General features: G+C 41.0%; 18 protein-coding genes. 13 read left to right on the forward strand and 5 right to left on the reverse strand.

Going from position 1 to position 19,721, the window contains the following annotated elements; genetic code table 11:
* Nucleotides 1-173 precede the first annotated feature (173 nt).
* Nucleotides 174-410, forward strand: coding sequence for an acyl carrier protein (gene acpP / locus H2245_RS09135; protein WP_182407075.1), 237 nt, complete (start codon nucleotides 174-176; stop codon nucleotides 408-410).
* Between the two features lie 363 nt (nucleotides 411-773).
* The gene (gene lysM / locus H2245_RS09140; protein WP_182407076.1) at nucleotides 774-1,283 is read left to right on the forward strand and encodes a peptidoglycan-binding protein LysM; all 510 of its coding nucleotides are present in this window, start codon (nucleotides 774-776) and stop codon (nucleotides 1,281-1,283) included.
* Nucleotides 1,284-1,440: 157 nt separating this feature from the next.
* Here the strand turns inward: lysM and queG are convergent, their stop codons facing one another.
* Nucleotides 1,441-2,619 carry a tRNA epoxyqueuosine(34) reductase QueG gene (gene queG, locus H2245_RS09145; protein WP_182407077.1) on the reverse strand — a complete coding sequence of 393 codons (1,179 nt, stop codon included), beginning with the start codon at nucleotides 2,617-2,619 and terminating at the stop codon, nucleotides 1,441-1,443.
* Between the two features lie 168 nt (nucleotides 2,620-2,787).
* On the opposite strand from queG, the gene H2245_RS09150 reads away from it, so the two are divergent.
* A complete protein-coding gene (locus H2245_RS09150; RefSeq protein ID WP_182407078.1) occupies nucleotides 2,788-4,635 on the forward strand; it encodes an NAD(P)H-hydrate dehydratase in 1,848 nt (615 codons plus the stop codon).
* A gap of 8 nt (nucleotides 4,636-4,643) precedes the next feature.
* On the opposite strand, the gene H2245_RS09155 is transcribed toward H2245_RS09150, so the two are convergent.
* Nucleotides 4,644-5,057, reverse strand: a complete 414-nt coding sequence (locus H2245_RS09155) for a DUF4124 domain-containing protein (protein ID WP_220464405.1) — start codon at nucleotides 5,055-5,057, stop codon at nucleotides 4,644-4,646.
* A gap of 1,030 nt (nucleotides 5,058-6,087) precedes the next feature.
* On the opposite strand from H2245_RS09155, the gene H2245_RS09160 reads away from it, so the two are divergent.
* From H2245_RS09160 to H2245_RS09190, 7 genes are all read left to right on the forward strand, one after another.
* Complete coding sequence (locus tag H2245_RS09160) at nucleotides 6,088-7,800, forward strand: acetolactate synthase 3 large subunit (RefSeq protein WP_220464413.1); 1,713 nt, start codon at nucleotides 6,088-6,090, stop codon at nucleotides 7,798-7,800.
* Nucleotides 7,800-8,297 carry an acetolactate synthase small subunit gene (gene ilvN / locus H2245_RS09165; RefSeq protein ID WP_062533645.1) on the forward strand — a complete coding sequence of 166 codons (498 nt, stop codon included), beginning with the start codon at nucleotides 7,800-7,802 and terminating at the stop codon, nucleotides 8,295-8,297. Before H2245_RS09160 ends, ilvN begins: the two co-directional genes overlap by 1 nt.
* Before the next feature lie 182 nt (nucleotides 8,298-8,479).
* Nucleotides 8,480-9,496, forward strand: coding sequence for a ketol-acid reductoisomerase (gene ilvC, locus H2245_RS09170; protein ID WP_182407079.1), 1,017 nt, complete (start codon nucleotides 8,480-8,482; stop codon nucleotides 9,494-9,496).
* A 284-nt stretch (nucleotides 9,497-9,780) separates the two neighbouring features.
* On the forward strand, nucleotides 9,781-10,200 hold the full coding sequence (locus H2245_RS09175; RefSeq protein WP_259365159.1) for a hypothetical protein: 420 nt from the start codon (nucleotides 9,781-9,783) through the stop codon (nucleotides 10,198-10,200).
* A gap of 425 nt (nucleotides 10,201-10,625) precedes the next feature.
* Nucleotides 10,626-10,838 (forward strand): cold-shock protein, encoded by a 213-nt coding sequence (locus H2245_RS09180; RefSeq protein ID WP_057758834.1) that lies wholly within the window; start codon nucleotides 10,626-10,628, stop codon nucleotides 10,836-10,838.
* A gap of 490 nt (nucleotides 10,839-11,328) precedes the next feature.
* The gene (locus H2245_RS09185; protein WP_182407081.1) at nucleotides 11,329-12,078 is read left to right on the forward strand and encodes an electron transfer flavoprotein subunit beta/FixA family protein; all 750 of its coding nucleotides are present in this window, start codon (nucleotides 11,329-11,331) and stop codon (nucleotides 12,076-12,078) included.
* Nucleotides 12,079-12,172: 94 nt separating this feature from the next.
* Nucleotides 12,173-13,105: an electron transfer flavoprotein subunit alpha/FixB family protein gene (locus H2245_RS09190; RefSeq protein WP_182407082.1), complete on the forward strand. Its 933-nt coding sequence runs from the start codon at nucleotides 12,173-12,175 to the stop codon at nucleotides 13,103-13,105.
* Between the two features lie 95 nt (nucleotides 13,106-13,200).
* On the opposite strand, the gene H2245_RS09195 is transcribed toward H2245_RS09190, so the two are convergent.
* The gene (locus tag H2245_RS09195; protein WP_182407083.1) at nucleotides 13,201-13,995 is read right to left on the reverse strand and encodes an RNA methyltransferase; all 795 of its coding nucleotides are present in this window, start codon (nucleotides 13,993-13,995) and stop codon (nucleotides 13,201-13,203) included.
* A gap of 53 nt (nucleotides 13,996-14,048) precedes the next feature.
* Nucleotides 14,049-15,032: a class 1 fructose-bisphosphatase gene (locus H2245_RS09200; protein ID WP_182407084.1), complete on the reverse strand. Its 984-nt coding sequence runs from the start codon at nucleotides 15,030-15,032 to the stop codon at nucleotides 14,049-14,051.
* Nucleotides 15,033-15,420: 388 nt separating this feature from the next.
* Between H2245_RS09200 and H2245_RS09205 the strand changes: the two genes are divergently transcribed.
* The 3 genes from H2245_RS09205 (at nucleotide 15,421) to H2245_RS09215 (ending at nucleotide 18,244) form a co-directional block, all read left to right on the forward strand.
* Entirely contained in the window at nucleotides 15,421-16,464 is a 1,044-nt protein-coding gene (locus H2245_RS09205) for an aspartate carbamoyltransferase catalytic subunit (protein ID WP_182407085.1), read from the forward strand.
* 72 nt (nucleotides 16,465-16,536) lie between these two features.
* Nucleotides 16,537-17,748 (forward strand): dihydroorotase, encoded by a 1,212-nt coding sequence (locus H2245_RS09210; RefSeq protein ID WP_182407086.1) that lies wholly within the window; start codon nucleotides 16,537-16,539, stop codon nucleotides 17,746-17,748.
* A complete protein-coding gene (locus H2245_RS09215; RefSeq protein WP_182407087.1) occupies nucleotides 17,741-18,244 on the forward strand; it encodes a DUF2127 domain-containing protein in 504 nt (167 codons plus the stop codon). The genes H2245_RS09210 and H2245_RS09215 overlap by 8 nt, the downstream gene beginning before the upstream one ends.
* A 123-nt stretch (nucleotides 18,245-18,367) precedes the next feature.
* Here the strand turns inward: H2245_RS09215 and H2245_RS09220 are convergent, their stop codons facing one another.
* Nucleotides 18,368-19,633, reverse strand: coding sequence for a sodium:proton antiporter (locus tag H2245_RS09220; RefSeq protein WP_182407088.1), 1,266 nt, complete (start codon nucleotides 19,631-19,633; stop codon nucleotides 18,368-18,370).
* Nucleotides 19,634-19,721 lie beyond the last annotated feature (88 nt).

Raw genomic sequence — 19,721 nt, forward strand, 5'->3', positions numbered from 1 at the left:
CTTTTTATTAAAGACTGCTATTATTATTTACTGATAGTATGCATTCAATGGCTGCCAAAGCTGTTATAACATAATAATATGCTTAGACTAAAACTGTTAAATGGCCTGATTGGCAGTCAAGTAATTCTATAACTTTATGGTTTTTTTTAAATTAATAAATAGGAGCAATACATATGAGTAATGATACTGAACAAAGAGTTAAAGCAGCAGTTGCAGAGCAATTGGGTATGAACATTGAAGATGTTAAAAACGAATCTTCTTTCATGGAAGATCTTGGTGCTGATTCATTAGATTTGGTTGAGCTTGTTATGTCATTCGAAAGTGATTTTGGTATCACTATTCCTGACGAAGATTCAGCTGAATTGACCACTGTCCAAAAAGCTATTGACTATGTACAAGCACAACTATAATTTATCTTTGATACTTTTATAGTATGAAGCTAAGTTATAAGCAGTGTTTGTAACCGTTTATCTTGATAGATAGACGGTTTTTTTTGCTTTAACATTTCTTATATTTATTAAGCGCTTATAAGCTTTATGATTCATTTAGTCACGTCTTTAGTATTATTAATTTCTTAAGAAGGGCTAAACTCTATTAACATAGACCACGTGAATACAACATTATTCAACATACGATTACTATAAAAGTATTTTGCCTCTGTTATGATTTTGGTCAATGGAAATTATAAACAATATGACGTATTAATTTAGTGTGTTTCCATATTTAGATTATAACTAACAACAATGATTAATAATAAAAGTAAGGGGTATTACATGGGTGTTTTCAGTTTTGCAAAAGATATTGGCGATAAAATTTTTAATCGAGATGATGATAAGCATCAAGCAAAAGTAGAGACTCACGCTTCGACGAGTACGCCGGTCAAAGAAAGTGAACCCAGCGCGCAATCGGTAGCTAATATTTTATTACGTCGTATTCAACAACAGAATCTTAATATTAGTGACTTAAGAGTAAAATATAACGGAACCACTGACACGGCAGAAATCAGCGGTTCAGCCAAGACTCAAGCTGACCGTGAAAAAGCTATTATTGCTGTTGGCAACGTTCAAAACGTTGCTAAAGTTATTGATAATATTAGTATTGAACAAGATGCACCGGAATCAACCATGTATACCGTTAAGTCTGGTGATAGCTTATCTAAAATTGCCCAAAGTGTTTATGGAAGCACTTCTGATTACATGAAAATATTTGAAGCCAATAAACCTATGTTATCTGATCCTAATAAGATTTATCCGGGTCAAGTATTACGTATTCCAAAATCATAGTTTGACGTCAGTTTATCTATTAATGTAAGAGACGTTATTTTAAAGTAGCTTGTCATAAAAAAGCCTTCTAATACAGAAGGCTTTTTTATGGTTTCATTAGCACAGAATGAGTGTTTAAGAGTGAAAAATCTTATTCAGGCATTATTCTAAGGTAGCTTCATTCAGAATCATTTATTTTCATTTCTTGTTCTTTGATTGCCCAGATAATATGTTCGTCAAGCATGTCATCATACATACCAAGCTTAGAACGTAGCTGGTCAATATGACGTTGCTGACCAGTTGTATTACCCAATGCGATAGAAATATTTCTTAAAAAACTAACGTAGCCTGTTCTCCTAATAGGACTGCCTTGCGTTTTTCGCAAAAACTCATCTTCATTCCAGTTCCATAAAGTAAGTAAGTCACTGTTATCAAGATTATGACGTGGGGCGAAATCTTCTATAGCAGTTATTTTTGCATAGCGATTCCACGGGCAAACCAGTTGACAGTCATCGCAACCAAATATTCGATTACCAATAGCGCGGCGATATTTAATATCTATCGCACCTTTATGCTCTATAGTTAGGTAAGAGATGCAGGCGGCAGCATTCACCTCATAAGGTGCGACAATCGCTTGAGTGGGACAAACATCAATACAGGCACGGCAGCTACCGCAATGGGAAGCAACAGGCTTGTCTTCAGGCAGCTCTAAGCTAATAAACAGTTCGCCTAATACAAAAAAAGAACCTGCTTGTTTATTGAGTAGCAAAGTATGCTTGCCAGTCCAGCCAAGCCCTGCGGCATCTGCTATCGGTCGCTCGAAAATAGGTGCTGAATCACTAAAGGGACGAAATACAAAATCAGTGTTATGACCAATGTCTAAGTGTTGCCATTCAGGAAGCATGGCTTCAATATCTAGGGCAAGCTGTTTGAGGCGGTTGCGCATGGTCTTATGATAATCGCGCCCACGCGCATAGCGGGCGATGATGCCACTGTTAGGACGGTTATTATCAGTAACAGTGCGCGGTGTTGGCGCTTGGGTAATATAATCCATCCGCACACTGATGATAGTTCTTGCACCTTCGACCAGTTGAGCAGGATTAGCACGCAATTCATGATTATTATGCATGAATTGCAATTGTCCTTCATAACCCTTATCCAGCCAACGTTGTAACTGAATGATTTGTTCAGCAAATAACGGATGATGTACCGATAAAAATCCACAGTCGGCAAATCCTAAACTCTGCGCTTGTAATTTAATCCAATTTTTTACATCAATAGGCGTATTGAAACTTAAAGTTTCAGCCGTTGTAATGGTAATTGTTGAAGGTTTGTTTGAAATGGGTTTTATAGTCATAAAGATCAAAATAGGCTGAAATGAATGTCACTATAATAAGCCAGATAAATTATCACGCAAGGGTAAAAAACAAAAAATTATGGTTATGGTGGCGTTAAGTGATGCAAAGTTTGCTAGGCTAGTGCTAACGATTGATTGAAACAGTAGACAATAATAGAGGTATAACAGATGCATAAATATAACTATTCTGCGGTATCGTCATCCACTGCAACTAAACCTGTCGCTTTATATACCAGTGAGCAAATATATGCTATGGAACAGGCATGGTTTGTTCAAGGGTATAGTAGTTTTGCGCTGATGCAGCAAGCGGCGTGGCAGATGAGCCAGCATATTATTAAAGCATACTACCCTCAGTTCATGTATGTGTCTCATGACAATCGCTATCAGCAAGATAGTAGGAAACAGCTACCACGAGCCAATATTTTGGTAGGAAATGGCAACAATGGGGGTGATGGTTGGCTGGTAGCATTATATTTGCAGCAAGCGGGCTGGGAAGTGATGGTTATTACGGTTGGTCAGGATAAGGCTGAAGATGATGACATTGTTAAAGACGCTGATGTAAATGAGTGGGTCACTAAAAATAGCCATTTAATAACTGTATCCGATGCAAGAAAGGCGCAGCAAATGGCAGTCATAGCAAATTGCCCTTATCAACGTTTCGAGGATATTGTAAACATTGGTACTAATCTAAATAAGACTAAATCTCAAAGACAATTACCTTATGCAGAAGTTTATGTCGATGCGCTATTTGGCATTGGGCTTGACCGTAAGCCTATGGGTATTTATCAACAAGCTATCACAAGTTTTAATCACTTTGCAAAAGCTGATAAGGCGTGGGTTATTGCTCTTGATATACCTAGTGGACTTGTGGCATCAACAGGTCAGGTTTATGACGACGTGGCAATACAAGCAGACGTGACCTTGTGTCTTATTGCTCGTAAATTTGGGTTACATACAAGAGACGGTATGGACTACGCGGGCACCGTGATTGATATACCGCTAATACCTTATGAGCCTGAAATAGTGCCTACAGCGATGCTATTAACAAAGGCAAGGGTGATGCCTGCACGTCGACAGAACAGCTACAAGGGTAGTTACGGGCATGTACTTATTATTGGTGGCAATCGAATTGATGGTTCTCAAGGCATGGGTGGGGCGGCGATTTTATCTGCCTCAAGTGCTATGGCTACAGGTGCTGGTAAAATAACCGTAGCCTGTCATCAAGCCTTTCATTCAGCGCTATTAACTTCGCTGCCAGATGCTATGACGATTGATTTGCACGATAAAGATGGGGTAAAGCGTTTGATACAAGACGCAAGTGTAATTGCTATTGGTATGGGATTAGGGCGTGATGAGACAGCAAAAAAAATATTTACTGATTATCTGCAAGCGGCAATGTTATACCACAAACCTATCATAATTGATGCTGACGGTCTTTATCACCTCGCAGCTTTACATAGTGATAAAAATGATCTCGTAAACCAGCTGAAAAGATATACTTTTGACCATAAAGTTTGCTTAACACCGCATAGTGGGGAGGCTGCCACACTACTGCATACAGAAGTTGGATCTATAGAAGCGGATCGCTTAGCTGCTATCTCTAAGTGTGCAAAACTCTATGGTGGCAATTGGGTACTTAAAGGCGCAGGTTCTTTAGTATTGGAGCAATCGGCAGGACAAAATAAGTTATATGTTTGCGGGGTTGGAAATGCTGGCATGGCAACGGCTGGCATGGGTGATATATTATCAGGTATTGTTGCAGGATTTCTTGCTCAACAAGATTTAACAGATGAGCAGCGCAGTCTATCTCAAGCGGTATTGATTCATGGGCTAGCAGGGGATATCTTAGTAGGAGACAGATTAAAAGACGGTAAATTAGCAGGAAATCCTGTAGATTGTCAACGCCCATATATTAAGCCAGAGCGAACTCACTTCACTATTGGACAGCGCGGGCTACAAGCACAAGATATGCCTGCAGCCATATGTCATTTTATGCGTATCTTGACAACAGAGTAGAGTAGAAATTAGCTACAGTATTGCGTGATTGCTTGCTGCACGCGCTCACGTTTTACTTCAATTTCGCGGCTGTCGAGATATTGACGTTTGCCATTGGTATCCATCTCATAAATCCGCCCACCAACGGTCAAGTTCGTTAAGTTGTTACGTAGAGATTGGCAACGCTGAGCATTGGCATTGGTTTCCTGCTCCTGAATGCGAGCTTCCAATTGTGCCACCCGCTGATCTTCAGGAGACTGCGTCGATGTATTTTGAGTCGTACTGGTTTTACCAGCCATTTTACCGGTATCTGTCTGACGACCATCGCTACGGAACTCAATAACCTCAATTTTTTTACTATTTTGCGGTGGGTACTGACTAAATTTAACCTCGCCATGAGCACCGACAGATTTATAAACCTGAATGGCGTAACTAGCGTGCATAGTAAGCGCTAGCAGGAACGTGGTACTGACAGTAACCACTAATCTTGTGACTGTATTTTTTAAAAAAAAGTGTGCGATGATGACAATCCTTATAGCTTTAAAAATGGAATAAAAAAGCACTATTGAGAGGTCAACGTAAACAAAATATCACGTTATGAAGTCAGCGCTTTTAACAGCATATATAAAGAGTAATATTGTAAACAAATATTTTATCAAAAAACACTTATGGATGTATATTATTTCATAACCATTAGTTAAGCACAGGTTTCATAAGTTTTTCTTGACAATAAGGAGTAAACGGCCGACTATAATAACAGTTGATTGGTCAGTGAGCGACTTTTATAGCATTGTCGTAGCACTTGAAAATAAGACTTATTGGTCTGCTTATCGGTAGATTGATTAAGACTATTCTCTTTGTGACAAAGGTAAAGTAAAAATAGCCAGAGCAAATTCGCTATTGTGCCTATTGTTTCCGGACTTATCGGTCTACAATGACTAAGATAAACTTATTATTTTGAATGCATTAAGCAGGATGCTGGTGTTAAACATCTTAATGTTGGATAAAGCTTAAAACTATGGCTAATATGTAGTGATAAGCAATAATTAAGGTTTCAAGCAGTATGGTTAGCGAGAGTAATGGTTTAGATCATGACTCGTTAATATCAGCTGATGATTGCAACCCTATATTTTATTCATAATATCAGACGTGTCCCTTCTTGATTTCTACCTGTATTCATTGCAAATAATGAGCCTCTCTTATTAAAATGTCTTTACATTTTAACATCGTATTCCGTTACATTCCTGTTAGCTTACTGATCATCTAATAAATTGCTGAGTTAAGGGCGCTTGTTTCTGTATTAGGCAGCGACTTTGACATCCATAGCATACATTTCTGATAGGGATAAAGGTGACGACAGTGACGCAAACTACGCAAAGTCCGAACATGACAGGTCATACCCAAACGGGTCACGCTGCCAAAAATTTTGGTAAAAAACAACAGCAGCTCGCTGAAGATAGCACCCAGCCAGTTATGATGACCGGTGCTGAGATGTTAGTACAAGCGCTGACAGATGAAGGTGTCAAATACATCTTTGGCTATCCCGGTGGTGCGGTTCTACATATCTATGATGCGTTATTCCAACAGGATGATATTGAGCATATCTTAGTACGCCATGAGCAAGCCGCCGGTCATATGGCAGATGCTTACTCGCGCGTTACTGGTAAGGCTGGTGTGGTGCTGGCGACATCAGGTCCCGGTGCTACCAATACAGTTACGGCTATTGCCACTGCATTTATGGACTCTGTTCCTATGGTAGTGATTGCAGGACAAGTACCGACCAGCTTAATCGGCGAAGATGCTTTCCAAGAAACTGATATGATTGGCGTGTCGCGTCCCATCGTTAAACACAGCTTTCAAGTACGTCATGCCAGCGAAATACCAGGAATTGTTAAAAAGGCATTTTATATTGCCGAGTCTGGTCGTCCAGGTCCAGTCGTGATTGATATCCCTAAAGACATGACAGCGCCCAATGAAAAATTTGCCTACAGCTATCCTGAAGAGGTCTTCGTTCGCTCTTATCAGCCGTCAATAAGTGGTCATAGTGGTCAGATTAAAAAAGCGGTTGAAACCTTATTAGCAGCTAAACGTCCAGTGATATATGCTGGTGGTGGTGTGATTTGGAGCAAAGCTCACGAAGAGCTGACCGATTTTGCGCATCGCTTAAATCTTCCTGTCACCAACACCTTGATGGGTTTGGGTACGTTCCCAGGTGATGATGCTCAGTTTTTAGGGATGCTGGGAATGCATGGCAGGTATGAAGCCAATATGAGCATGCACCATGCGGATGTTATACTCGCTATCGGTGCGCGCTTTGATGACCGCGTGACCAATAATGTTAAAAAATTCTGTCCGAATGCAACCATTATTCATATCGATATTGACCCGACGTCTATCTCAAAAACCATCTTGGCTCACATTCCTATTGTAGGTGATGTGAAGTCAGTATTGACCGATATGCTAGAGATTATCGGTGAAGATAAAGAGCTGGATCAGCCTGCATTACTAGATTGGTGGTCACAAATTAATGAATGGCGTAAGCGTCATGGACTGCGTTATGACACCAGTACGGAGCACGGTATTAAGCCACAAGCAGTTGTACAGGCATTAGATAGAGTGACTAATAGTAATGCGATTATTACTAGTGATGTCGGTCAGCATCAAATGTTTGCTGCCCTCTATTACACTTATAAAGAGCCGGGTCAATGGCTAAACTCAGGCGGTCTAGGCACTATGGGCGTCGGCTTGCCGTACGCGATGGCAGCAAAGCTTGCTAACCCTGAGCGTGATGTGGTGTGTATTACCGGTGAAGGCTCTATTCAGATGAATATCCAAGAGCTGTCTACCTGTTTGCAATATAATCTACCAGTCAAAATACTAAACTTAAATAATGCCCAGCTGGGTATGGTTAAGCAGTGGCAAGATATGCTGTATGAAGGTCGTCATGCACACTCGTACATGAACTCTTTACCAGATTTTGTTAAGTTAGCTGAAAGTTATGGTCACGTTGGTATTAAAATTACTGACCCTGAGACCATGGAAGCACAAATAGCTGAAGCAATGGCGATGAAAGACAAGCTAGTATTCATTGACGTTTATGTTGATCGTAATGAGCATGTGTATCCGATGCAAATCGCGGGACAAACGATGCGTGATATGTGGTTATCAAAAGGGGAGCGTACCTAATGCAACAACAACATCTGATTTCGGTATTAATGGAAAACGAAGCGGGGTCGTTGTCGCGCTTGATCGGTTTATTCTCTCAGCGTGGTTATAACATTGAAACATTAAACGTTGCGCCTACAGAAGATCCGTCTATTTCACGCTTAACCTTGACTACCATTACCTCACCTGAGAAAATCGAGCAGGTCACCAAACAATTGCATAAATTGATTGAAGTGGTGAAAGTATTAAATTTATCAAATACCGTGCATGTTGAGCGTGAATTAATGCTGATTAAAGTTCGTGCGACAGGCAGTAGTCGTGATGAAATTAAACGCAGCGCGGATATCTTTCGTGCACAAATTGTCGACGTGAATGCTAATTTATACACCATTCAAATCGTTGGTGACACTGCTAAGCTTGATGGCTTTATTGACGTTATTGGGCGCGAACGTATTTTAGAAGTCGTGCGCTCAGGCGTAATTGGTATTGCTCGCGGTGAAAAAACACTCAGTGTATAATATCTGCTTTGCCGTTCGTGCTTGAATAATAAAAGCATGAATGGTGAAAAATTTTATATATATAAAACTATTCATTTCAAATTTATAATGACGCTTATCATACGCACTGTTTTTATATAATGATGGTGATATAAGCGTTAACTACCCATGGTTATCCATGATTAAGGAAAAGGACTCTATTTATGAACGTTTTTTATGACAAAGACTGTGATCTATCTATTATCCAAGGCAAAAAAGTTGCTATTATCGGTTACGGCTCGCAAGGTCATGCGCATGCATTGAACCTACAAGAATCTGGTGTCGATGTTACTGTTGGTCTACGTGCTGATTCAGGCTCATGGAAAAAAGCTGAAAATGCTGGCTTAAAAGTTGCTGAAGTTGCCGATGCGGTAAAAGCGGCTGATGTCGTTATGATTTTGACGCCTGATGAGTTCCAAAAAGAGCTATATCAAAACGAGATTGAACCTAACATCAAAGAGGGTGCAACGCTTGCCTTTGCTCATGGTTTTGCTATTCACTACAACCAAGTAGAGCCACGCGGTGATCTTGACGTTATCATGGTTGCCCCTAAAGCACCTGGTCACACCGTACGTAATGAATTCGTAAAAGGTGGCGGTATTCCAGATCTTATCGCTGTTTATCAAGATGCCTCAGGTCAAGCCAAACAAGTCGCATTGTCTTATGCTGCTGGTGTTGGTGGTGGTCGTTCAGGTATTATCGAAACCACCTTTAAAGATGAGACTGAAACTGACTTATTTGGTGAGCAAGCAGTACTTTGTGGCGGCGCAGTTGAGCTTGTTAAAATGGGTTTTGAAACCCTAACTGAAGCTGGTTATGCACCAGAAATGGCTTATTTTGAGTGTTTACATGAGCTAAAGCTTATCGTTGACCTAATGTATGAAGGCGGTATCGCTGACATGAACTACTCAATCAGTAACAACGCTGAATACGGCGAATATGTTACTGGTCCTGAAGTCATCAATGAGCAATCACGTGAAGCCATGCGTAATGCGCTAAAACGCATTCAATCTGGTGAATACGCAAAGATGTTTATCTCTGAAGGTGCTACCAACTATCCATCAATGACTGCTCGTCGTCGTAACAACGCAGAGCATCAAATCGAAATCACTGGCGCTAAATTGCGTGGCATGATGCCTTGGATTGGTGGTAATAAAATCATTGATAAAGATAAAAACTAATAGTAAGTTTTAGTAGTTTATTTTGAAGTGTATTACAAAAAATAGATAGTTGCCCACGTTATCATTGCCTAGCGTGGGTTTTTTATTATCCATAAAATCATTTCAGCTGTTGAAGATACTTACTATAGAATATTAGATATCCTTCTTTTGTTGATTTAATCTAAATAAGACATTGGACTTGAAAATAACTATCAAGTTCCCATATAGAAAGCCGGTAAACGCTTCTAAAATACAACAACTTCTTGCTCCTTCTTCTTATCCTAAATATGGGTTATATTGTGTCAATGTCTTTTCCAGAGTGGCTAACGCCGCAATTCGCCTATCTTGTTTTTAGTGCCATCGTTGCTGTTCTTATTTGGATAGAAGGGGGCATGCTCAAACGTAGCAGCGGGAAATTACCTAAGTCAGCCTTTTTTCAAATATGCTCATTGATAGATACCGCATGGTTTTTTGTTTCTACGGTCATGCTTTATATGCTTGATTTTACACCTTTAGCTATTGTCGTACCGGCAGCTTATGGTATCTATACCGTCTTTGGCTGGATTTATGGCACTCGATTGCTAAAGCGCCGTGGTATTCCAGACTCTCCTGAGGATTTAATTGTACCTCCGAAGTATATTGCTTATAGTCAGTCTTTTGCGCTTATTTTCTTTATATTGTGCGTCTTAGTTATTGCTCAGTCTTGGTTTGCAATTATTATTTAGTAGAAAGATAATACATATTTAAGACTAGATACTCATAAATAATGTATGAACTTATGTTCTTTAATTGATAGGCTGATAACTTGTTTTAAAATTTATGACTATACTATTTGTAGTTACAAGTTTAATTTTCTTTATATTATTTTGATTAGAGTTAAAAAAGACGTTTAGATAGTATGCTTTACTATAAACATATGTTTTATAAATTGCTCTTAAATTAATTACAAAAACATGCAATTTAATATTCCATTACCATAAAAAACTGCTATACTAGCTTTGTATCCATTGTGTTTCAGACCAAAAATTGTTATGTCTTTATTGAATGTAACGAAATAAGGTTAAGCAACTGCTTAAGAATTTAATGGATATATATCAATTAATCGGTGATGACATACGTCTCACCAACAGTTAAAGAGTTAGGAAAATTTATGTCAGATAAAGTTGAAGGCACTGTAAAGTGGTTTAATGAAGCTAAAGGTTTTGGTTTCATCGCTCAAGATAACGGCGGCCAAGATGTATTCGCTCACTACAGCGCTATCCAAGGTAACGGCTTCAAAACTCTAGCCGAAGGCCAAAAAGTGTCTTTCATCTTAGGTGATGGCAAAAAAGGCCCACAAGCTGAGCAAATCGAAGCTATCTAATTTTGCGAACTATAATTTTTGATTGATTCGTCAATTGATATTTATAAGCAAAATTAACAAAGAGCATTGATTACTTTGTTTGTTAAAAAAACAAAAATATTGTTAGATTGTAGAAAAAAAGCAACCTCTTATCAGGTTGCTTTTTTTGTGTTTATATTTTCACTATTGTCATTCTTTTATGATTTTAATGAGAGTGGTTAAAGGCTTCCAGTTTGTCAATTGCTGCGTAATAACAACAAAAAGTTAATTATGTAATGTCGAACCAATGTTATAAAAGGAACGGTAAAACTAAGAACATCAGTGATTTGTCATTACTGTCGCATGACGATATGTTATTTTTTAGTAGAGTGATAATAAATTTATGACGCATTATTCACGGCATCGTCTTGACCTTAAGAGCATGGTCACGCAAGATAGCTGAGTCTAATAAAAAGTTAGTTAAATTTCATTGAGAGATTTTTAATTCATAACATTAATAAAAGAGGGACGTATGAAAGCATTAGTCGCGGTTAAGCGTGTTATAGATTATAACGTTAAGGTTCGTGTAAAAGCCGACCAGTCAGGCGTTGATTTAACGAACACTAAAATGTCCATCAATCCGTTTGATGAGATTGCTGTTGAAGAAGCTGTGCGTCTAAAAGAAGCGGGCGTTATCGATGAGATTATCGTCGTTTCTATCGGACCAAAAGAGTCGCAAGAGCAAATCCGTGCCGCATTGGCATTGGGCGCGGATCGAGGCGTATTGGTACAGACAGATGCGAAAGCTTATCCACTGCAAGTGGCTAAGATCCTAAAAAGTATCGCTGAGCAAGAAGCCACTGATATTATTTTATTGGGCAAGCAAGCCATTGATGATGATAATAACCAAACAGGGCAAATGCTTGCAGCACTGATGGGTATTGGTCAAGGTACCTTTGCGTCAGAAGTGAAGGTTGAAGGCGATAAAGTTAACGTCACCCGTGAAGTGGACGGCGGTCTACAAACCGTAGCATTGACTTTACCAGCGGTGATTACCACTGACTTGCGTCTAAACGAACCGCGTTACGCTAAGCTACCAAATATCATGAAGGCGAAGAAAAAACAGCTTGATGAAAAAACGCCTGCTGACTTTGGTGTCGATATGACCTCTAAACAAGAAATCATAAAAGTCGTGCCGCCTGCTGAGCGCAAAGCCGGTATCAAGGTAGCGTCTGTTGATGAATTAATCGATAAGCTACGTAATGAAGCAAAAGTCATTTAATCGATTGCGATTGTTTGCATAGGGATGCAAGAGATTGATGTCCTATGTGAGAAGCCATAAGATACTATGAATAAATATATTAAGGATAAGAATAATGGCAATTTTAGTATATGCAGAACATGACAATGCCAGTCTAAAAAAGGCTACGTTAAACACCATTACCGCAGCAAAGCAAATAGGTGATGAAGTGCACGTCTTGGTCGCTGGCAGTGGCAATCAAGCGGTGGCAGCAGAAGCAGCAAAAGCGGAAGGGGTGAGCAAAGTATTGGTGGCTGATAATGCTGTTTATGAGCATCAAATGGCGGAAAATATCGCGTTATTGGTTGCCGATATTGCAGGCAGTTATAGCCATATTTTAGCGCCTGCAACCACAACTGGTAAGAACTTTATGCCACGCGTCGCTGCGTTACTTGACGTCAGTATGATATCTGATATTACCGCTGTCATTGATGCTCAGACATTTGAACGTCCTATCTATGCTGGTAATGCAACGGCAACGGTAAAAACGACTGAAGATAAAATTGTATTGACCGTACGTACCACAGGTTTTGATGCGGCGTCTGCTGAAGGCGGATCAGCGACTATTGAGACTGTTACTAGTGTGCAAGAGTCGGGCAAAGCAAGCTTTGTTAATGAAGAGATGGCAAAATCGGATCGTCCAGAATTGACGTCCGCTTCAATCGTCGTATCAGGTGGTCGTGCATTGGCAAATGGTGAAAACTTTACTAAATATATCGAGCCACTAGCAGACAAGCTGGGTGCTGCAATTGGTGCATCACGCGCTGCTGTTGATGCCGGATACGTACCGAATGATATGCAGGTTGGGCAAACCGGTAAAATTGTTGCGCCAGACTTGTATATAGCCGCTGGTATCTCAGGTGCCATTCAGCATCTAGCGGGTATGAAAGATTCTAAGGTCATTGTTGCTATTAATAATGATCCAGATTCGCCTATTGCAAGCGTTGCCGATTATTTCTTAGAAGCAGACTTGTTCACGGCCTTGCCAGAATTGACCAGCAAGATTTAATGCTAGTTTTATAAATGGCTCAATAAAAAACCCCGCTATTAATAAGTAGCGGGGTTTTTTATATGTGTAATTTTGATTATTAACAAGTAAAAAAATTAACCATATTGGCGCTGGCGCAAGGTTTCATAGAGACATAAGGCACCAGCAATCGCGACATTTAAGCTTTCTTGACCATTAGGCTGTGGTAAGGCAATTGGCGTTGCGCATTGCATCAGCTCAGCGCATACCCCTTGACCTTCATGACCCATAATCCATGCCAACGGCGCTTCTAAATTGTGCTCATAAATCACTGTATCCGTATGGGAACTGGTCGCAAACAATGGCACTTTAACTTGTTCTAAAATGTCAGCACTACTTAACCCTTCATAAATATTTAAGGCAAATTGTGCGCCCATACCGGCACGCAAAGTCTTAGGCGACCAAGCTTGCGCTGTACCAGTGGTACATAGAATATTATTAATACCTATCGCTGCTGCCGTGCGCAATAGCGTGCCAACATTACCGCTGTCTTGAACGTCATTTAAAATCAGACAGTCGTCATTAATGGGTGGCAATGTGGGCGCTGGGGTAGTGACAATTGCCATAATATCAATACCGGTGCCCAGACTGCGAATACTGGCATATAACGCATCTGACAAGGTCAAGATAGGCGTATAGGTCGGCAGGCGCGTTAACACCTGTCGTACCTCGGCATGGGTGTGCGCTGATTCAGCAAGTAAAATCTGCACAAACGGATAATCACTACGCAAGGCGGCATCAATTAAATGGACGCCTTCTAAGATGGTCTGTCCCCATTTTTTACGTTGGCGCGCTTGGGTCAGCAAAGCTTTTGCTAGCTTTACTGTTTGGTTTTTATCTGAGGTAATCAGCTCATTAACATAGGGTGTCATAACAGACCAATTAAAAGTAAATGAAATTGAAGGCAGTTTAAATAAGACTAATGTTAAGCATTGGCATGTTGGACGTGTAAGTTTTTCACATACTCGACTTCATTTTTACTGCCCAGTACAACAGGAACACGCTGATGAATATCAGTCGGTTCAATATCCAGGATACGGTTCACAGCATCGGTGGCGCTGCCGCCTGCACGTTCAATCAATAGGCTCATGGGATTGGCTTCATACATCAGACGCAATTTACCAGGCTTCTTGATATCTTTGGTATCAAACGGATACGTAAACAGACCGCCGCGACATAAGATACGGTGCACATCGCCTACCATAGCCGCTACCCAGCGCGTATTAAAATCACGACCGCGAACACCAGTATGACCATCAATGAGTTCATCAATATATTGCTGCATGGGTGCGCGCCAATAGCGGTAGTTCGAGCCATTAATCGCATATTCACTGGTATCAGCATCGATTTGTACGGCTTCTTCAATCAGCACATAATCGCCACTATCAGGGTCTAAACTAAACATAACGACAGTATCGGCAACGGTCAATGCCAGCATGGTAGAGGTGCCATATAATAAATAGCCAGCTGCTAGCTGCTGATTGCCGGCTTGTAAAAAGTCGCTATCTGTACTCACTTGACCTTGACGCTGATAGGGCAGAATAGAAAAAATCGTTCCTACCGCCATATTGATATCAATATTCGATGAGCCATCTAGTGGATCAAATAATACCAGCAAACTACCGTCAGCGTTGGCAGGCGTGGCATGGTCTAATTCTTCTGAGGCAACCCCAGCGCAATGTGCATTCTGCGCCAAAGCATCAAGTAATAAATCATTAGCAAGCACATCAAGCTTTTTTTGGTCTTCGCCTTGCACGTTTTGATTGCCTGCTTCCCCTAAAATATCTGCCAATGCGCCTTTTCTTAACAATTGCGAGATGGTCTTACCCACATCAGTAATGGTTGTGATGACATCACTTAGGGCAGGGTCAATCGTCGGGGTGTTTAAATAATGGGCTAAGGTGGTCATAACAGTTCCTAATAAATTAGATGCTAACAATGGGGTGATAAGTCACAATTAAATCGTTATATTAAAGACTAAAGCAAATCAAAATAAAAAATCAAATCAGGCACTATTGGGGTAAATACACAAATAGCCTGCGCAGTATCTTTGTCCTGACTCTAAAATCAGCTACACTATCTCTATTATTTTCGCATTTGCTAAGGCTTGCCACGCTTGATAAAGGATATCGTCCAATTTCACTTAGCATGATAGCAATGGTAACAATTTTTCCTTTGCGGTGAAGTGTAGCAAATAAGTGCTGAAATGTCCTCGTATCTATCACGATGATTAGGGTCAAATCTAGATAAATAGTACTGACAAAAGCCATCTCCACCAACGATAAAGACTGATTATTATGACAAATTCTGAAAAAAATACGCCACAATCCAATCATGAGCTTATTCATCAAAAATTAAATACGTCATTAAGTCTACCTCAGTTGAATGAGGATGGCAGCATTCGCCATTTTTTAGGGGTAGAAGGGCTCAATAAAGCCCAGCTGCAAGCCATTATTGCCAAGGCCGAAACATTTTTTGATGAAAATGGTCAATTGATTAACAGTCCAGAACTTGAAGGCTGTACGGTCATGAACTTATTTTTTGAACCATCAACTCGTACGCGTACGACCTTTGAGGTCGCAGAAAAACGATTGGGTGCTAACGTGCTTAACATTGACATTGAGCGCTCTAGTGCCAAAAAAGGTGAAAGCCTACGCGATACACTGTGGAATCTGCAGGCGATGACCGCAGATATTTTTGTTGTGCGTCATTCGGCGTCTGGCGCGGCACATTTTATGGCCACTGAAGTCACCCCTGATATCGCCATTATCAATGGTGGTGACGGCTGGCACGCCCATCCGACCCAAGGCATGCTCGATATGCTGACCATTCACCGAGAGGCACCGCGCCCGTTTGAAGAATTATCCGTTGCCATCGTTGGTGATATTAAGCATTCGCGTGTGGCACGTTCAGACATCAGTGCGCTGCAAACGCTTGGGGTAAAAGACATCCGTGTTTGCGCGCCACGTACGTTATTGCCCAAAGGTATTGAACGCTTTGGGGTGAAAGTATACGAAAGTATGGATAGTTGCGTTACCGATTGCGATGTCATCATGGGGCTAAGAATACAAAATGAGCGTATCGGCTCACCATTATTAGCGTCATCAAATGAATATTATAAGCATTACGGTATCACGCCTGAGCGCGTGGCACTCGCTAAGCCTGATGCCATTGTAATGCATCCAGGACCCATGAACCGTGGTGTTGAAATCGCCTCTAGCGTGGCTGATGGGGCGCAGTCGGTTATTTTAACGCAGGTTAATAACGGTATTGCCATTCGCATGGCAGTATTGTCGTTGGCTATGGAAGGACAGCGGGCGCATCAAGCGGCTGGCATTTAATAGCTGACCTAATATATCGTTACACTGATTTATTCTTATTTATTTCATTTTATTGATACGGTAATAACGCTCATGTCCAATGTCACGAATTCAGATATTCATACGCACGACTTACTTCCAAAAGTATTTAAGGAATCATTATCACAAATAGCTATTGCTCGATTAGCAAAATTGACAAGCGATCGTGAGACATGGCTACTGCCGCCATTGGTAGATTTGTGCGCGCGTCTCCGTGAGCCGGGTCAACAACAGCATGGGACGCTTGCTTCAGAAGGGCAGGCGGCACGTGCTAACGGCTTTTTGCATGTTGTTATTCCTCCTGATACCAACCCTATTTTAGAAAATGGCTCACTGTTAAAAGGTTTACGTGAGCGCGCGTTAGAAGATGGTGGCATTTATCTGCATATTTTGGGTGCTTTGACCGCAGGACTTGAAGGCGAGCGACCTTCTAATATTGCTGGTCTAAAAAAAGGCGGCTGTATTGCCGTTTCAAATGCGCGTCAGCCCTTTGAGAATGATTTGGTGCTACTAAGGACACTTGAATACGCTGCCACATTTGGTATGAAAGTATTTTTTTACCCTGATGAGCCAAGTTTATCAAAAGATGGCGTGGCGCATGAAGGCTATATCGCCTCTTATCATGGGCTACAAGGGATTCCATGGATTGCCGAAACCGTTGCGTTATCAACGCAGTTACTCATGGTGGAAGAGACGGGCATTGCTGCGCATTTTAGCCAATTGAGCTGCAAATCCTCAGTTGAGCTGATGCGCTGGGCAAAAGGTAAAAATTTACCTGTCACTTGTGATGTCGCCATGCACCAGTTGTATTTAACCGATGACAATTTAGAAGGCTTTAACGCCCAAGCGTACGTGTTGCCGCCATTACGTAGTAATACGGATCAGCAAGCGCTGCGTCGAGGATTAACTGATGGCACCATTGATGCAATTTGTAGTCATCATGAGCCTTTAAATGCTACCGCGAAAAAAGCCCCGTTTGCTGAAAGTACCCCGGGTATCTCTAACCTTGATACCTTTATGGCGCTGGCGTGTCAGCTTGTACGTGATGAAGTGCTGACTTTAGAACAATTGGTGGATAAAATTTGTCTAAATCCGGCAGAAATTGCTGGTATTGAGGCAGACTATGCGCGCATTGGCGGTGCGGTATTGGTTGATCCCAATATAGATTGGCAAGTTACAGCGGATACCATGTTATCTAATGGTAAAAATACACCATTTTTCAATCGGCATTTGCAAGGTCGCGTTGTGGAGACTTTCTTTGACTAAGTTGTCTCGTCAAGAGGATCGTGTACTCCAGACCACCAGTGAATCTAGCGAATCGATTAAAGCGGTCGCCATTTATGAGGTAGTTAAAGGTATCGGCGCGTTGTTAGGTGCCGTGGCTTTATGGCTGTGGCATAAAGATATGCAGCACTGGCTATCAACGGCAACTAACTCTTGGCAATACTATTTTGGTCAGCTACTGGCACCACAAGTTGAAAGTGCTGTAGACATTGCGCAACAAGCCAGTAAGAACTGGACGTTATTTTTATTACTAATCTGTGCGTATGCCAGTTTGCGCTTTATCGAAGCTTATGGTCTGTGGCAAGATAAAACGTGGGCATATTGGTTTGGCGTTATCGGTTACGGAATATTTATTCCCATTGAGCTGTATTATCTTATAATTAGCCCGTTTGACTGGTTTAAAGTGGGGATTTTAGTGCTCAATATTATTATCGTCATCGTGGTGTATCGCAATATGAGACGTAAAGGATTGTTATAAAATAAATATTTACTTGATGAATATTGCTTCATAAATAATATTAGTAATAAAAATCCAGGCTTAAGAGGTGTATCTTAAGCCTGGATTTTTTATGGTTGAATAATACGTTTTCTTAAATATTTGCTAATTTTCAATAGTACGAATACTCTTTGCAACCTTACCAATGCTTAAGCCTTGTACTAAAATAGAGAACACAACCACTGCATAAGTAAGCGCCAATAGAATATCGCGCTCAGCACCTGACGGCAGCTGTAATACCAAAGCTACTGAGATGCCGCCGCGCAACCCGCCCCAGGTGAGCACTTTCCATGCGCCTTCTGGTAGCTTGAGTTGCTCGCTAAAAGTTTTTGTGGTCATGCCTACCACAATAAGACGCGCGAGTAACGCCAGCACAATGGTCAATCCTGCTGCCATAAATAGATTACCAGAATAGGCAATCATCACTACCTCTAACCCGATAAGCACAAATAAAATGGCATTTAAAATCTCATCAATCAATTCCCAAAATAGGTCAATATAGTGGCGCGTTTTATCACTCATTGCCAGCTCGCGCCCGCGATTGCCCACCATCAGCCCCATCGTTACCATAGCTAGTGGTCCTGATAGATGCCAGTGGCTAGCAAGCGCGTAGCCACCGATGACCCCTGCTAAGGTCAAAAGCACCTCTTCTTGATAGCTATCAATACTTTTGAGCAAGTAGTATAAAATTGCCCCTAATACCAAACCAAAGATAATACCGCCGCCTGCTTCAACTGCAAGCGTATGTGCTACATAATTAACCGTTGGAATATCACCGCTCGATAAAATGCCCAGCAGCAATACAAAAATGACTACGCCAATGCCATCGTTGAACAACGACTCGCCAGCAATAACAGTTTCGATGCTTTTAGGCGCGCCAGCAGAAGACAGAATGCCCATAACCGCAATGGGATCAGTCGGCGAGATAAGCGCGCCAAACAATAAGCACCAAATAAAAGGCAGCCCAAAGTCAAATAGTGGCAACATAAAATACAGCCCTAGCGCAATCAGTACCGCGGATATTACCGTTCCCAAACAAGCAAGAATACCAATAGGAAGTTTATAACGCTTTAAATCACTAAGATTAACGTGCAGTGCCCCAGCAAACAGCAGCATAGAGAGCATGCCGTCAAGCAACACTTCTGTAAAATCAAGCTGATTTAACAGACTAATCTCATAATCAATCAGTTGGTCAAATCCCAGAAAGCCTAAGAATATAGCACCGATAGACAATAAGATAGAGATGACCATCACGCCAATAGTGGTTGGTAAACCAATAAAGCGATGATTAACATAGGTTAACAGCGCGGTAATGGATAAAAAGATAGCACTGATGTCAAAGACGGTTAGAACAGCAGTTGTAGATGCCATAAAAGAGACTCGGATTGCGTTAAAAACTGCTTTAATAAAAAAGGATTTAAGCGTATCACCTGAATTCTAATCGTACCTTTCAGATATG

It is taken from the genome of Psychrobacter sp. GP33 (assembly GCF_014119005.1).
Classification (GTDB): Bacteria; Pseudomonadota; Gammaproteobacteria; order Pseudomonadales; family Moraxellaceae; genus Psychrobacter.

Bases quoted from the DNA above. Each gene is read 5' to 3' on its own strand.
- lysM (WP_182407076.1), top strand. From the start codon at position 774: ATGGGTGTTTTCAGTTTTGCAAAAGATATTGGCGATAAAATTTTTAAT.
- acpP (WP_182407075.1), top strand. From the start codon at position 174: ATGAGTAATGATACTGAACAAAGAGTTAAAGCAGCAGTTGCAGAGCAA.
- H2245_RS09205 (WP_182407085.1), top strand. From the start codon at position 15,421: ATGACAAATTCTGAAAAAAATACGCCACAATCCAATCATGAGCTTATT.
- H2245_RS09200 (WP_182407084.1), bottom strand. From the start codon at position 15,032: ATGACCACCTTAGCCCATTATTTAAACACCCCGACGATTGACCCTGCC.
- H2245_RS09175 (WP_259365159.1), top strand. From the start codon at position 9,781: ATGTCTTTTCCAGAGTGGCTAACGCCGCAATTCGCCTATCTTGTTTTT.
- ilvN (WP_062533645.1), top strand. From the start codon at position 7,800: ATGCAACAACAACATCTGATTTCGGTATTAATGGAAAACGAAGCGGGG.
- H2245_RS09160 (WP_220464413.1), top strand. From the start codon at position 6,088: ATGATGACCGGTGCTGAGATGTTAGTACAAGCGCTGACAGATGAAGGT.
- H2245_RS09195 (WP_182407083.1), bottom strand. From the start codon at position 13,995: ATGACACCCTATGTTAATGAGCTGATTACCTCAGATAAAAACCAAACA.
- H2245_RS09185 (WP_182407081.1), top strand. From the start codon at position 11,329: ATGAAAGCATTAGTCGCGGTTAAGCGTGTTATAGATTATAACGTTAAG.
- H2245_RS09150 (WP_182407078.1), top strand. From the start codon at position 2,788: ATGCATAAATATAACTATTCTGCGGTATCGTCATCCACTGCAACTAAA.
- H2245_RS09180 (WP_057758834.1), top strand. From the start codon at position 10,626: ATGTCAGATAAAGTTGAAGGCACTGTAAAGTGGTTTAATGAAGCTAAA.
- H2245_RS09155 (WP_220464405.1), bottom strand. From the start codon at position 5,057: ATGCACGCTAGTTACGCCATTCAGGTTTATAAATCTGTCGGTGCTCAT.
- queG (WP_182407077.1), bottom strand. From the start codon at position 2,619: ATGACTATAAAACCCATTTCAAACAAACCTTCAACAATTACCATTACA.
- H2245_RS09210 (WP_182407086.1), top strand. From the start codon at position 16,537: ATGTCCAATGTCACGAATTCAGATATTCATACGCACGACTTACTTCCA.
- H2245_RS09190 (WP_182407082.1), top strand. From the start codon at position 12,173: ATGGCAATTTTAGTATATGCAGAACATGACAATGCCAGTCTAAAAAAG.
- H2245_RS09220 (WP_182407088.1), bottom strand. From the start codon at position 19,633: ATGGCATCTACAACTGCTGTTCTAACCGTCTTTGACATCAGTGCTATC.
- ilvC (WP_182407079.1), top strand. From the start codon at position 8,480: ATGAACGTTTTTTATGACAAAGACTGTGATCTATCTATTATCCAAGGC.